This is a genomic window from Streptomyces sp. NPDC001002, assembly GCF_053599215.1.
Window position 1 is genome coordinate 1 of record NZ_JBSFLV010000080.1, and the last position, 12,604, is coordinate 12,604.

Annotated in this window: 13 protein-coding genes; 5 read left to right on the plus strand and 8 right to left on the minus strand. The window is 71.2% G+C overall.

What is annotated here, in order from left to right; genetic code table 11:
* Nucleotides 1-179: 179 nt before the first annotated feature.
* Nucleotides 180-536: a YciI family protein gene (locus ACWDR3_RS30405; protein ID WP_450355780.1), complete on the minus strand. Its 357-nt coding sequence runs from the start codon at nucleotides 534-536 to the stop codon at nucleotides 180-182.
* A gap of 116 nt (nucleotides 537-652) precedes the next feature.
* Here ACWDR3_RS30405 and ACWDR3_RS30410 point away from each other — a divergent pair, with 116 nt between their 5' ends.
* Nucleotides 653-1,699: an acyl-CoA dehydrogenase family protein gene (locus ACWDR3_RS30410; protein WP_450355781.1), complete on the plus strand. Its 1,047-nt coding sequence runs from the start codon at nucleotides 653-655 to the stop codon at nucleotides 1,697-1,699.
* 34 nt (nucleotides 1,700-1,733) lie between these two features.
* Here ACWDR3_RS30410 and ACWDR3_RS30415 read toward each other — a convergent pair whose 3' ends face one another.
* The 5 genes from ACWDR3_RS30415 to ACWDR3_RS30435 form a co-directional block, all read right to left on the minus strand.
* Nucleotides 1,734-2,879 carry an LLM class flavin-dependent oxidoreductase gene (locus ACWDR3_RS30415; RefSeq protein WP_450355782.1) on the minus strand — a complete coding sequence of 382 codons (1,146 nt, stop codon included), beginning with the start codon at nucleotides 2,877-2,879 and terminating at the stop codon, nucleotides 1,734-1,736.
* A gap of 45 nt (nucleotides 2,880-2,924) precedes the next feature.
* Nucleotides 2,925-4,112, minus strand: a complete 1,188-nt coding sequence (locus ACWDR3_RS30420) for an SfnB family sulfur acquisition oxidoreductase (protein ID WP_450355783.1) — start codon at nucleotides 4,110-4,112, stop codon at nucleotides 2,925-2,927.
* Nucleotides 4,113-4,117: 5 nt separating this feature from the next.
* On the minus strand, nucleotides 4,118-4,672 hold the full coding sequence (gene ssuE / locus ACWDR3_RS30425) for an NADPH-dependent FMN reductase (RefSeq protein ID WP_450355784.1): 555 nt from the start codon (nucleotides 4,670-4,672) through the stop codon (nucleotides 4,118-4,120).
* A 74-nt stretch (nucleotides 4,673-4,746) separates the two neighbouring features.
* Nucleotides 4,747-5,868 (minus strand): dimethylsulfone monooxygenase SfnG, encoded by a 1,122-nt coding sequence (sfnG, locus tag ACWDR3_RS30430; protein ID WP_450355785.1) that lies wholly within the window; start codon nucleotides 5,866-5,868, stop codon nucleotides 4,747-4,749.
* Between the two features lie 117 nt (nucleotides 5,869-5,985).
* Nucleotides 5,986-6,069, minus strand: coding sequence for a putative leader peptide (locus ACWDR3_RS30435; protein WP_351305882.1), 84 nt, complete (start codon nucleotides 6,067-6,069; stop codon nucleotides 5,986-5,988).
* Between the two features lie 137 nt (nucleotides 6,070-6,206).
* Here ACWDR3_RS30435 and ACWDR3_RS30440 point away from each other — a divergent pair, with 137 nt between their 5' ends.
* Complete coding sequence (locus tag ACWDR3_RS30440) at nucleotides 6,207-7,118, plus strand: LysR family transcriptional regulator (protein WP_450355786.1); 912 nt, start codon at nucleotides 6,207-6,209, stop codon at nucleotides 7,116-7,118.
* Between the two features lie 180 nt (nucleotides 7,119-7,298).
* Nucleotides 7,299-9,281 carry a hypothetical protein gene (locus ACWDR3_RS30445; RefSeq protein ID WP_450355787.1) on the plus strand — a complete coding sequence of 661 codons (1,983 nt, stop codon included), beginning with the start codon at nucleotides 7,299-7,301 and terminating at the stop codon, nucleotides 9,279-9,281.
* 42 nt (nucleotides 9,282-9,323) lie between these two features.
* Here the strand turns inward: ACWDR3_RS30445 and ACWDR3_RS30450 are convergent, their stop codons facing one another.
* Nucleotides 9,324-9,491: a hypothetical protein gene (locus ACWDR3_RS30450; RefSeq protein WP_402354779.1), complete on the minus strand. Its 168-nt coding sequence runs from the start codon at nucleotides 9,489-9,491 to the stop codon at nucleotides 9,324-9,326.
* A 247-nt stretch (nucleotides 9,492-9,738) separates the two neighbouring features.
* Between ACWDR3_RS30450 and ACWDR3_RS30455 the strand changes: the two genes are divergently transcribed.
* Nucleotides 9,739-11,112, plus strand: coding sequence for a cryptochrome/photolyase family protein (locus tag ACWDR3_RS30455; protein WP_450355788.1), 1,374 nt, complete (start codon nucleotides 9,739-9,741; stop codon nucleotides 11,110-11,112).
* 134 nt (nucleotides 11,113-11,246) lie between these two features.
* A complete protein-coding gene (locus tag ACWDR3_RS30460) occupies nucleotides 11,247-11,687 on the plus strand; it encodes an SPW repeat protein (protein ID WP_450355789.1) in 441 nt (146 codons plus the stop codon).
* A gap of 87 nt (nucleotides 11,688-11,774) precedes the next feature.
* On the opposite strand, the gene ACWDR3_RS30465 is transcribed toward ACWDR3_RS30460, so the two are convergent.
* Complete coding sequence (locus ACWDR3_RS30465; protein WP_450355790.1) at nucleotides 11,775-12,545, minus strand: ArsR/SmtB family transcription factor; 771 nt, start codon at nucleotides 12,543-12,545, stop codon at nucleotides 11,775-11,777.
* Between the last annotated feature and the right edge of the window lie 59 nt (nucleotides 12,546-12,604).

Here is a 12,604-nt window from a genome sequence, read left to right on the forward strand (position 1 = left end):
CGAGCGCGTCGAAGGCGACGGTGTGCACGTCGGCGCCGAGGCCGCGCAACTGCTCCGCGGGGTTCATCGCTTCACCGCTTCCTCGGCGAGGTCGATGTCGCCGAGGAAGCGGACGAGGACGGCGACGGCACGGCCGTACTCCGCACGGAACACGGCCGCGACGTCGACGGGCTGGGGCATCAGTCGTCGGCCTGGTGCATGAACGGGCGGACCTCGATGGGCAGGGTGGTGGCCCAGGTCGCCTTCCGACCCCATTCCAGGGCCGCGTCCAGATCGGGCGCCTTGATCAGGCAGATGCCTCCCAGGTACTCCTTGCCCTCGGCGTAGGGCCCGTCGGTGATCAGGACGTCGCCGTCCTTGGGCCGCAGCACGGTGGCCGTCTCGGGGCCGTGCAGGCCGCCGGCGAAGACCCAGGCGCCGGCGTCACGCAGTTCCGCGTGGAAGGTGTCGAGGTTGCGGACGATCTCCGCCATGGCCTCGGGATCGGGCGGCGTTCCCTCGGTCGGTGTGATCACGCTGAGCAGGTAGTGCGGCATGACGTCCTCCGTGGTGACGTGTCGTTTCGTGGTGTCGGGTCCTTCTCTCACCTCCTACACGAACGACACAGCACCGGATCGACACCTCGCGCGACGAGATCGGGAGAATCTTTTCCATGACCGTCGAAACCCATCCGCTAATCTCCGTGGCCAGGTCTCTCGCGGACGACCTCCTCGCCCCGCACGCGGCCGAGGTCGACCAGAGGACCGTGCCCGCGAGCCACATCGAGGCCATCAGGCGGTCGGGACTGCTCGGGGTGAGCGCGCCGAGGGAGTACGGCGGTGCGGGCGCCCCTGACTCCGTGGCGCGGGAGATCGCGGAGATCCTGGCCGGCGCGTGCTGTTCCACCTGGTTCGTGCAGACCCAGCACCACACGCCGGTACGGATGCTCGCGAAGTCAGCCCTCCCGGTCCGGGAGCGGCTGCTGCGCCCGCTGGCGACCGGCGAGCTGCTGGCCGGCATCGCCTTCGCGCACGTCCGGGCCTTCCCGAAGGTCCCGGTGCGGGTCACGCCGGAGCGGGGTGGCTGGCGCTTCGACGGGACGGTGCCCTGGTTCACGGGCTGGGGGCTGAACGACGTGATGCTGGTCGCGGGTGTGACAGACACGGACGAGGTAGTGTTCGCCTTCACCGAGGCGCGCGAACAGCCGGGCCTCACGGCCTCCGCCCCGATGCGCCTCGCGGCCCTCACCGCGTCCATCACGGTCTCCCTGGAGTTGGACGGGCTGTGGCTGCCCGACGACGCGGTGGTGCTGCGCACCCCGCAGGAGAAGTTCGCGCTGGTCGACCTGCCCCGCAACACCAACGCCTCCCCTGCCGTCTTCGGGTTGGCGTACGCGGCACTCGATCTCCTGGCCGATGCCGGCGAGGAGGAGGTCACGGGTGCGCTGCGCGGGCGGCTCGACGAAGTGCGGCGCCAGGTCTACGAGTTGGCCGAGCACCCCGTCCCGCACGAGCGCATCGAGGAACGCCTGGCGCTCAAGACACGCTCGTACGACCTCATGCGCGCGGCCACCACGGCGGCGGTCGTGGCCCGCGGCGGCCGGGCGATGGACCTGCGCGAGCCGGCCCAACGGCTCGCCAGGGAAGGCATGTTCCTGCTGGTACAGGGGCAGACGGCCGAGGTGCGACGGGCGCACCTCGACGCGCTGGCGGAGATCTAGGGCTAACGTTTGGATCCGCCCGGGGTCGCGGGCCCTAGCTCGCGAAGGGCACCTGTGCCGACGGCGTGGACTGCTTGCCGAACGGGTGCTGCCACAGCCCCTGTTCGGCGAGGCGCGGCAGCACGCCCTCGCCGAACCAGTACGCCTCCTCCAGGTGCGGGTACCCGGAGAGCACGAACTCGTCGATGCCCAGGGCGTGGTACTCCTTGATCCGCTCGGCGACCTCGTCGTGGCTGCCGACCAGGGCGGTACCGGCGCCACCGCGGACCAGCCCGATGCCCGCCCAGAGGTTGGGGTGGATCTCCAAGCCGTCCCGGTTGCCGCCGCCGTGCAAGGCGAGCATCCGCTGCTGCCCCTCGGACTCGCTCCGCGCGAGCCCGGCCTGCACGGACTTCACGGTCTCGGGGTCGAAGCCGGCGAGGAGCCGGTCCGCCTCCGCCCAGGCTTCCTCGGAGGTGTCGCGGGTGATGACGTGCAGCCGGATCCCGAAGCGCAGCGTGCGGCCCTGCTTGGCCGCGAGCCCCCGGATCCAGGCGATCTTCTCGGCGACCTGCGCGGGCGGCTCGCCCCAAGTGAGGTACACGTCCACGTACTTGGCGGCCACCTCGCCGGCGATCGGCGAGGATCCACCGAAGTACACCTCAGGCACCGGGTCGGGCACGCGGGCCAGCTTGGCGTCCTCGACCTGAAGGTGCTCGCCCTTCAGGTCGACGGTCTTGCCGTCCCACAACTGCCGCACGATCTCCAGGAATTCGCCGGTACGGCGGTAACGGTCGTCCTTGTCGAGGAAGTCGCCGTAGGCACGCTGCTCGTGGCTCTCGCCGCCGGTGACGACGTTGAGCAGCAGCCGTCCGCCGCTCTGCCGCTGGAAGGTGGACGCCATCTGCGCGGCGAGCGTCGGCGAGACGAAGCCGGGCCGGAAGGCGACCAGGAACTTCAGGCGTTCGGTGTTCTGGCTGACCATCGCGGTGGTCAGCCACGCGTCCTCGCACCAGGCACCGGTCGGGGTGAGCGCACCGACGAAGCCCAGGTCCTCGGCGGCACGGGCGATCTGGCTCAGATAGGCGACCGTCGGCGGCCGGTCCCGGCCGGAGACGGTGGCCGGGGTGCCGTGGCCGCCGCCGACGACATGCCGGCTGTCTCCGTTGGTGGGCAGGAACCAGTGGAAGGTGAGGGACACGGGGTCTCCGTTCGGTGGGGTCGGGCCAGGGCTCTTGTGCAGGCCCTAGAGGAGGCCGTGGCGGGGTGGCCGCGTGCCGTTGAGCACGTACCGGCCGATGTGCTGGATCTTCCAGCGGGTCGGGTCGTGCAGGGTGTGGGTGCGGGCGTCGCGCCAATGGCGGTGCAGGTTCAGGGAGTTGAGCGCGGAGCGGGTGCCCGCCACTTCGAAGAGGGCGCCGGCGACCTCGACCGCCGCCTGGGCAGCCTGGACCTTGGCCGCGGCGACCGCGATGGACGCCTCGGCCGCGGTGTCGTCGGTCAGGTCGGCGCGCGCCGCGTCGACCGCGCGGGCGGCCTCACGCAGCAGCGCCTCCGCCGACCGCACCTGGAGGGCGAGTTCACCGAAGCGCTGGATCAGCAACGGATCCTCGGCGGCCGTCTCCAGGCCGCTCTCGAACCACGGCCTGCTCTTCGTGCGGACGAACTCCGCCGCCTCGGCCAGCGCTCCCCCGGCGATGCCCGCATCGATGGCGGCGTGCAGCAACTGTGCGACGGCTCCGTGGAGTTGGGGTCCCTCGAAGGTGAGGTGGTGGGGCAGGACCCGGTCGGCGGGCACCGGGACGTCTTCCAGCTGGACGGTACCGCTGGCGGTCGTGCGCTGACCCATGCCGTCCCAGTCGTCGACGACCGTGACACCGGGGGCGTCCCGGGGCACGTACGCCACATGCAGCTTGTCGTCCTCCGCGCGGGCCAGCACCGGGATCCAGTCGGCGAAGAGGGCGCCGGTCGAGTAGTGCTTGACGCCGGTCAGGACGTACGAGCCGTCCGGCTGCGGGACGAGCCGGGCCCTGATGTCCTGGACGTGCTTGGTGCCGGCCTCCGACTGCGCGTTGCCGAAGCGGCGCCCCGCAAGCAGTTCCGCGAAGAAGAACTTCTGCTGCTGCGGGGTGCCCTGACGGCGGATCACGTTGACGTACGCGAAGTGGCTCTGCGGGATCTGGGCGAGGCTGCCGTCGGCCGCGCCGAGCAGGCGGAAGATCTCCGCGAGGGTGAGGGCGGTGACGTCCGCCCCGCCGTGCTCGGCGGGGACGGTGACGGCGAGCAGTCCGGACGCGGAGAGCTGGTCCAACTCCGCACGGGGCAGCCTGCGTTCGGTGTCCCGTGCGGAGGCTCCGGCGCGGAACTCCACGGCGAGGGCGGCCGCCACGGCGAGGGCCTCCGCGTCGTCGGCGATGACATGGGCGGCGGACATGGCGCTCAGCTCGCCGCCGCGAGGAGCGGGGTGCGACCCAGCGCGGTCGAGAACTGGTCGACCACCTGGGTGAGGGCCTCGGTTGCGGTGGGCGCGACGGTCAGGGCGCCGTCCTCGCGCACGGTGATGTCCCTGTCGAGGGTGAACCAGCCCTGCACGATGTGGGCCGCACCCATGGAGCTGAGCACCGGACGCAGGGCGTAGTCGATGGCCAGGACGTGCGCCGTGGAGCCGCCGGTGGCGAGCGGCAGCACGGTCTTGCCGGCCAGCGCGTACTGCGGGAGCAGGTCCAGGAGCGCCTTGAGGACACCGGAGTAGGACGCCTTGTAGACGGGGGTGCCGACGACGACTCCGTCGGCGCGCTCGAAGAGTTCGGTGGCCTCGACGATGGCGGGGTGCCGGAAGTCCGCGCCGAGCAGGGCCTCGGCGGGGATGGTGCGTACGTCGAGCGGTATCACCTCGTGGCCCTGGGCGATCAGGCGCTGGTCGAGGTGGCGCAGGAGGCGGTTGGTGCGGGAGGAGGCGGAAGGGCTGCCGGAGACGGACAGGACGGTGGCCATGGGTCCTCTTTCGGGGCGGCGGGGCGGTCGCGAACGGCGGGCGCCTCGGAGGGAAGCGGTCGGGAGGTGGGCCGTCAGGAGCGGGCGGAGGCGAACTCGTGCTCCGTGTCCGGGAGTTGTGCCTCCAGTTCCCGTACGAGCGGCAGCACACGCTTGCCGAAGTACTCGACCTCCTCGTGGTAGTGGAGGAAGCCGAGGAGGAGCAGGTCGACGCCGAGCTTCTTGTAGGCGACGATCCGTTCGGCGATCTGCTCGGGGGTGCCGATCAGCCCCGTACGGAAGCCGTCGTTGTACTGGATCAGGTCCTCGAAGGTGGAGTCCTGCCACATGCCCTTCTTGTCGGCCGTGGACTGTCCCGCCTGCTTGACCGCCGCGCCGAAGCCCTCGACGGCGTCGGTGTCGGCCTTGGCGATGATCTCGCGGAGCGTGTCGCGGGCCTCGGCCTCGGTGTCGCGGGCGATGAGGAAGCCGTTGAGGCCGAACTTCGGTGTCGTGCGCCCGACTTGGGCCGCGGACGCGCGGACGTCGGCGATCTGCTCGGTCACCCCGTCGAAGTCCTTGCCGTTGGAGAAGTACCAGTCGGAGACCCGGCCGGCCATCGCGCGGGCGGCGGTGGAGTTGCCGCCCTGGAAGATCTCGGGGTGCGGGCGTTCGGCGGTGTTGAGGGGCTTGGGCTTGAGGGAGAAGTCGCGCAACCGGTAGAAGTCACCGGCGAGTTCGGTGTGGTCCTCGGTCCAGATCCGGCGCAGGGCGGTGATGAACTCCTCGGCGCGGCGGTAGCGCTCGTCGTGCTCCAGCCAGGGCTCGCCGAGGGCGGTGAACTCGCCCTTGAACCAGCCGGAGACGACGTTGACGGCGAAGCGGCCGTTGGACAAGTGGTCGGCGGTGGCGCCGAGTTTGGCGAGGACGCCCGGGTGCCACAGGCCGGGATGGACGGCGGCGATGACCTTCAGGCGCTGGGTGGCGAGCAGCAGGGCGAGGCTGAAGCTGGTCGACTCGTGCTGGAACTCGGCGCCGTAGCTGGCCATGTAGCGGACCTGGCTGAGCGCGTACTCGAAGCCGTTGTTCTCGGCGAGGACGGCGAGTTCGCGGTTGTACTCGTATCCCCAGTCGGTGCGCTGTTCGATCTTGCTGGTGACCAGTCCCCCGCTGACGTTGGGGACCCAGTAGGCGAATTTCAGGGGCGCGGCGGGCATGCGGAACTCCTGTTGCGGAATGTTTTCGGGCGCGCCGAATTCGGCCGGAGCGAACTCCGGGAATATCAGGCGGGAGCGAAAGAAGAGCGGCGGATCACAGGACGGAGGTGACGGGGATCAGGCCGCGGTACAACAGGAGGCGCTGGAGACGCGCGCGAGGTCGACATGGCGTCGCCGCGTGAGGTCCAGTCGCATCATCATGCCGTCGATCGTGGCAGCCGTCCGCGACGGGCGTCAAGGAAAACCCGACCGGTCTCGTATCGCGGACCATTGATTTTCACGAAGGTGTGACAGGGAAACCCTTGAACGGGCCGGTGAATCGACCGCATTCTGCGGGCATGCGGACCGAACAACTCGAATACATAGCGGCCGTGACCCGGCTCGGTTCATTGCGCCGGGCCGCGGAGGAACTGCGCCTCTCTCAGCCCGCGTTGAGCGAGACCGTACGGAATCTCGAACGCGAGCTGGGTGTCGACCTTCTGGAGCGGAAACGCTCGGGCGCGACGATGAGCGCGGAGGGCCGGGAGCTGCTGCCGAAGATCGTCGACGTGCTGGACGCGGTGGACCGGCTGCGGGTGGCGGCCGGCGAGCAGCACCGGATCAGCCGCATGGTGCGGGTGGGCACGGTCAACGCGGCGACCGTGCCGCTGCTGCTGCCCGTCGTACGCGACTTCCGCGCCTCGCATCCGCTCACCCAGGTCGAGGTGGTCGGCGCGCAGCAGACGGACATCCACCGGGCGCTGTCGGAGGGCGGGTTCGATCTCGGCCTCGTCAATCATCTCGACGGCGACGACATGCCGACCGACTTCGAGTCCACCGAGCTGCTGTCCGGGCTGCCGGTGGTGTGCGTGCGCCCGGACAGCCCGTTGGCGTCCCGGCCGATCGTCACGGTGGAGGAGCTGCTCACCGAGCCGTTGATCGGCATGCGGTCCGGCTATGTGATGCACCGCTATGTCCACCGGCTGCTCGGCGGGCGGGACCCGGCCTTCGCGTACTCGACCGACGGCGCCGAGATGGGCAAGCTCATGGTCGCGGAGGGGCTGGGGGTGACGGTTCTGCCGGACTTCAGCGTGGTCGGCGATCCGCTGGAGCGGCTCAGCGCCATCACGTACCGGCCCATCGCCGGCGCCACGGCCCGGGTCCTGCTGATGCTGCGCCGCCGCCGCGCGGAGTCGGTACCGCAGGCGGCCGGGGATCTGCACGAGGCGTTCGTACGACGGTCGCGGGAGCTGGCCGCGGCCCGCGTCTGACGGGCTCGGGCGCGGACGGAACGGTTCCGGTGACGGTCCCGGGCGCGGACGGAACGGTTCCGGGCGCGATAGGACACGGCCTGCCGGTGACCGGTCGCGGATTCACTCGTTTGTCGGAGCGGAACAGCAACATGTCCGCGCGGTACAGCATCGCGTCCCCTCTCCGAAAGCGTCCCGCCCATGCACCTTCGCTCGCGCCGGCGCCCCTCGACAGGCAGCAGGCCACCGTTCCTGGAGGTCGAGTCCCTCCTCGTCGAGCAGTACGGGGAGCTGGTCCGCCTGGCGCATCTCGTCCTGCCTCCGACACTCGGGCGGCACCGCCGGGTGCTCGTGGCGCACTCCTTGGTGCAACGGGCGCTGCCAGGCGTACGCGCGCTCCCCGGGCACACCGTTCCGCCCCCGCGCGAGGAGAATCGCGGAGGTGACCCCGTGGAGCGCTCGCTGCTCGTCGAGGTGCTGCGCGGCGCGCTGTCGTACGGCCGAGGTCCGCGGCTGTGGCCCGCGCGGTTCACCTACCCGGGAGCGCTGCTGCCCGGGCTCCCGCTGGTGGTGGGCCTGCGCCTGTTCCCGCGGTCGGGCGGTGCGGACGAACTCGCCCTGGCGCAACGGCTGTCCGGCGTCCCGGCGGCGGCGCGCGCCGCGTTCCTGCTGCGCTCGGTGCACGGCCTGAACGACGAGACCGTGCACCAGCTGCTGGCGGACGCCGAGGCGCGGGACCCGGAAGCCGCCCTGCGCACCGCGGCGGCCCTCCAGGAGAGCGTCGGTACCCGGGCCGCCGCACTGCTGACCTCGCTGGAATTCGACGCCTGCGCCCTCCAGGCGAGCCCCACCGACCTGCTGCGCCGCAGGCGCCGGGCCCGGCTGGGACTGGCCGCCCTGGCGCTCGTCGCGGTGACGGGGGTGACCCTGGTGGCGACCACGTCCGGGGGCACGACGTCCGAGGCGGAGGCGCCGGCGTCCGTCGCGGGCAGCGCCTTCGGTCCGGCGGGCCTGGTGCGCGCTCCGGCCGGGGTCTGGGACAACAGCTCACGCATGGACTTCACCGCCTGGCCCGCGCGCGGCTCCCGCGTGCACGACGAGGACCTGCTCGGCCGCGCCCTGTCCGCGTGGACCCGGCCCACATCAGCGACCCAGGTCCACCTCGCCCCCGGCACGACCGCGATCCCACCGACGTCCGAGCCTCAACTGCTGTACGCGGGAGACGTCGACGACCGTGCCGTAGTCCTGCTGTACGACGGTCAACGCCTCGCCCGCTACGACGAGTTGAGCTCCTCCGGAGACCACGCGGAGCTCAGCATCGCCCGCGCCGACGACGCCGACGTCACCACAGCGGCGGCCGTGGCTCTCGCTCCCGGCGAGCAGGACAAGGGCGCCGTCCGCTATCTACTGGCCCCCTGGGTCGCCGAGGCGCAGACCCGTGACCTGCTGCGGCCGGACGTCCTGGCCCGTCCGCTGGCGGTGTCGAAGGAGGGGGTCACCGATCCGGTCCCGACCGTGCCCGACGGCCGTGGCTGCGACGCCCGGCCGGTGCTGCAACTGCGGTCCTCCGACCGCGTCGCCGAGCGTCACGCGTTCCTGCTCGCCGGAGTGGGCGACCTGTCGCCGGTCCACCTCACCTACACCCCGCTGCCCGGACACGGCACTCCGCCCGCCCGGCAACCCCGCGAGGCCACCGGTCCGGCGGCGCTGCTGGCGTGGGCCCATCAGGCGTGCGGGCTGGGCTCGTTGCGCGGCAGCGGCGTCCGGGCTGTCAACGCCTGGGACTTCGCCGAGCAGGAGCTGCCCGACGGTGGCGGTCACGCCGTATGGACCTGTGCGCGTGCGGATTCGTGGCGCGGACCCGGCGATGTGACGGTGACGCTCCGCACCAGCCGGGACGCGCAGGCAGCACCGGCCCGTACGGTCGCCGGGGCCCGGTCCACCGCGGCCTGCAGTCGGTTCGGGCAGCATGTCGTCGCCGCGACCGGCTGGCGGTCACCGCGCGGGCACTGGTTCGTCGTGGCGGCGGGCAGTCGTGCCGTGACCGAACTGTCCGTGACGGGTGCGGTGTCGGCCACGAAGGACGGGCGGACGCTCGCGCTGCCCGCGCCAGGCAAGCCCCGGGTCGAGGTGCGGGCGCGGCTGGCCACGGGCGGGTCGTTGGACGCCGTCGGCGAGCGGTGACCGAGCGGGACGGACTCCGGTCCGTCCCCACGGGCAGTGCGGTCAGTCGTCGTCGCCGACCGGAACCACCACGAGGAACGCGTCCGACTTGAGGTCCATCACGACCGTCGCGGGTATCCCCGCGGCACGGCGCTGGGCCGCGTACTCCTCCGCCGGCCACGACCCCCGCGGACCCCCTGCGGAAAACCGCTCCAACACCTTCGCGCTCATAGCGGAAGACACCTCCGTCGTCGGTTCCTCGAATCGTCACGACCACCGTCGTAGTGTTCGCCTGCCCGCGATGTGTCCGAACATGTCCGCCCAGCGCACGGAGTGCCCCCGCGTCCATCGCCCTCACGAGGGAATCGCGCGTTCGCGGGTAGACGTCCGCCGCCTTTGTCGTCACACCAGACCCGTCCCCCCGCCCTCGCCGACACACCAGACCGTCCGCCGCCCCTCCCCCTCCGGAGTCCGCACCATGAACGTCTCGGTCGTCCTGTTCACCTCCGACCTGCGCCTGCACGACCACCCACCCCTGCGGGCCGCGGGCGAGGACCGTCAGGTGGTACCCCTTTTCGTGCGCGACCGGGGCGTGACCGACGCCGGATTCGCCGCGCCCAACCGGCTGGCGTTCCTCGCCGACTGTCTGCGCGATCTCGACGCCGGCCTGCGTGAGCGCGGCGGACGGCTGGTGCTCCGCTCCGGCGACGTCGTCGACGAGGTGTGCAAGGTGGCCGCCGAGACGGATGCCGACGAGGTGCACATGGCGGCCGACGTCAGCGCGTACGCGCAGCTGCGCGAGGGACGGCTGCGGCGCGCCCTGGAGGCGGTGGGTCGACGGCTGTGCGTGCACGACACGGCGACGACGGTGGTCGCGCCGGGCGCGGTGACACCCGCCTCCTCGGACCACTTCGCGGTGTTCACGCCGTACCTACGCCACTGGTCGGGACAGCAGTCGCGTACTCCCCTGGCCGCCCCGCGCAAGGTACGCGTCCCGGACGGCGTCGGCTCCGAGCCACTGCCCTCCCGCGCCGACCTGTCGGACCTGTCACCGGCGCTCGCCCCCGGCGGCGAGGTGGAGGGACGCAAGCGGGTCGCGGCCTGGCTGCGGACGGGAATCACGACGTACGAGGACGGCCACGACGACCTGGCGGGCGACGTCACCTCCCGCCTCTCGCCGCACCTGCACTTCGGCACGGTTTCCCCCGTGGAACTCGTCCACCGGGCGCGGCGGGTCGGCGGACCGGGAGCGGACGCCTTCGTACGGCAGCTCGCGTGGCGGGACTTCCACCGCCAGGTCCTGGCCGCCCGCCCGGCGGCAGCCCACGCCGACTACCGCACGAAGCGCGACCCGTGGCGTACCGAGCAGTCGGCCCGCGCGGACGTCGAGGCCTGGAAGGAGGGCCGTACGGGCTACCCGGTGGTCGACGCGGCGATGCGCCAACTGCGCCACGAGGGCTGGATGCACAACCGCGGCCGGCTGCTGGCCGGAAGCTTCCTGACCAAGACGCTGTACGTCGACTGGCGCGTGGGCGCCCGTCACTTCCTCGATCTGCTGGTGGACGGCGATGTGGCGAACAACCAGCTCAACTGGCAGTGGATGGCCGGCACCGGCACGGACTCCCGCCCCAACCGGGTCCTCAATCCGGTGACCCAGGCCAAGCGCTACGACCCCGACGGGGCGTACGTCAGGCGCTGGGTGCCCGAACTCGCCGCGCTGGAAGGGTCGTCGGTGCACGAGCCGTGGAAGCTGCGCGGGCTCGACCGTGCCGCGATCGACGACTACCCGGACCCCGTCGTCGACCTCGCGGAGGGCCTCGCCCGCTTCAAGCAGGCCCGCGGTCTCGACTGAGGGAACGGGGCGGTGAAGCCCGTACCGTCGAAAACTACACATAAAGGTGAAATAAGCGCAGAATGGGTGTACGCGGCACTGGTCCGCAGACCGCGTCAGCCGCGGTCAGGCCTGCAAGTCAAAGGAGACGACTCATGGCCAACGTCTCGCACACCAGAGGTGACATCACCAGCCACCCTGATGTTTCCGAAATGCGGGCACGGTACGCCCGCATGCTCGGTGGTCGCGATGTGGCGCTGATGGACGGCCCGGTGTTCCTGCTCGGCCTCTACTGCGCCGTATCCCCCTGGATACTCCACTACACGACGAGCCAGCCCGCCCTCGTGACCCACAACCTGATCGTGGGCATCGCGATCGGCCTGCTGGGGCTCGGGTTCACCGCTGCTCCGGCGCGGATGTACGGCCTGAGCTGGGCCATGTGCGCGCTGGGCGTCTGGATGATCGTCTCGCCGTGGATCGTCGGCGACAGCCCGGACACCGGTGTCGTGCTGAACAACATCATCATCGGCGCGCTGGCCGTGGTCCTGGGCCTGCTGTGCGCCGTCGCGGCGGCGCGGAGCGCGCCGAAGGCGTAGCCCGAAAGGACGGTACGAGAGGGCGGTCGGCCCGCATTCCGCGCGGACCGACCGCCTCCGTGTTCGCGCCCGTCCCGAGTGTCCCTCTCAGTGCCCCGGGACCAGCCACGGCTCCTGCGGGAGCGGGCTGCCGGTCTCCAGGAGGGACTTGAGGTTGGACAGCACCGCGGGCCAGCCGAGCGACACGTCGGCGAGGTCGCCCTCATCGTTCAGGTCCTCGTGGGTGACGGTGAGCCGGACGATGTCCTCGTGCGGCTGGATGTCGAAGGTCACGCGCGAGAACGTCTCCTCCCGCCCTTCGTTCTCCGGCGCACCCCAGGTGGTGACGAGACGGGTCGGCCGCTCGCTCTCGACGACGGAGCCGATCACGTCGGCGATGCCGGAGCCGTCGAGGCGTACGTGTTCCCAGCGGGAGCCCGGGCGCCAGTCGGCGGAGACGTTGCTGTGACCCCAGTAGGTGGCGGTCAGGTCCGCGTCGGTGAGCGCGTCCCAGACCTTCTCGGGCGTGCTGCGGATGTAGGTGACGTAGACGAATGTGGGCTTGTCGGTCATGGCTTCCTCGGCTCGTCGTTTCACTGCGCTCAGCACGCTCAGGCGCGGGCGCTCGAACTTGTCGATCCACCGCTCCTGGATCTCGTGGAGCGGGACCGGATTGAGGTAGTGCAGCTTCTCCCGACCCCGCCGCACCACGCTGACCAGGTTGGCGGCCTCCAGGACGGCCAGGTGCTGGGTGACCGACTGACGTGCCATGTCGATGTGCTCGCAGAGCTCACCCAGCGTCTGACCGTTCTGCTCGTGCAGCCGGTCGAGCAGCCGCCGACGCGTCTCGTCGGCCAGCGCCTTGAAGACCTTGTCCATCCCTGAGTCATTCTCCGATCGCACACTCAACGTTATGCAGGCAATCACCTGCATGTCAA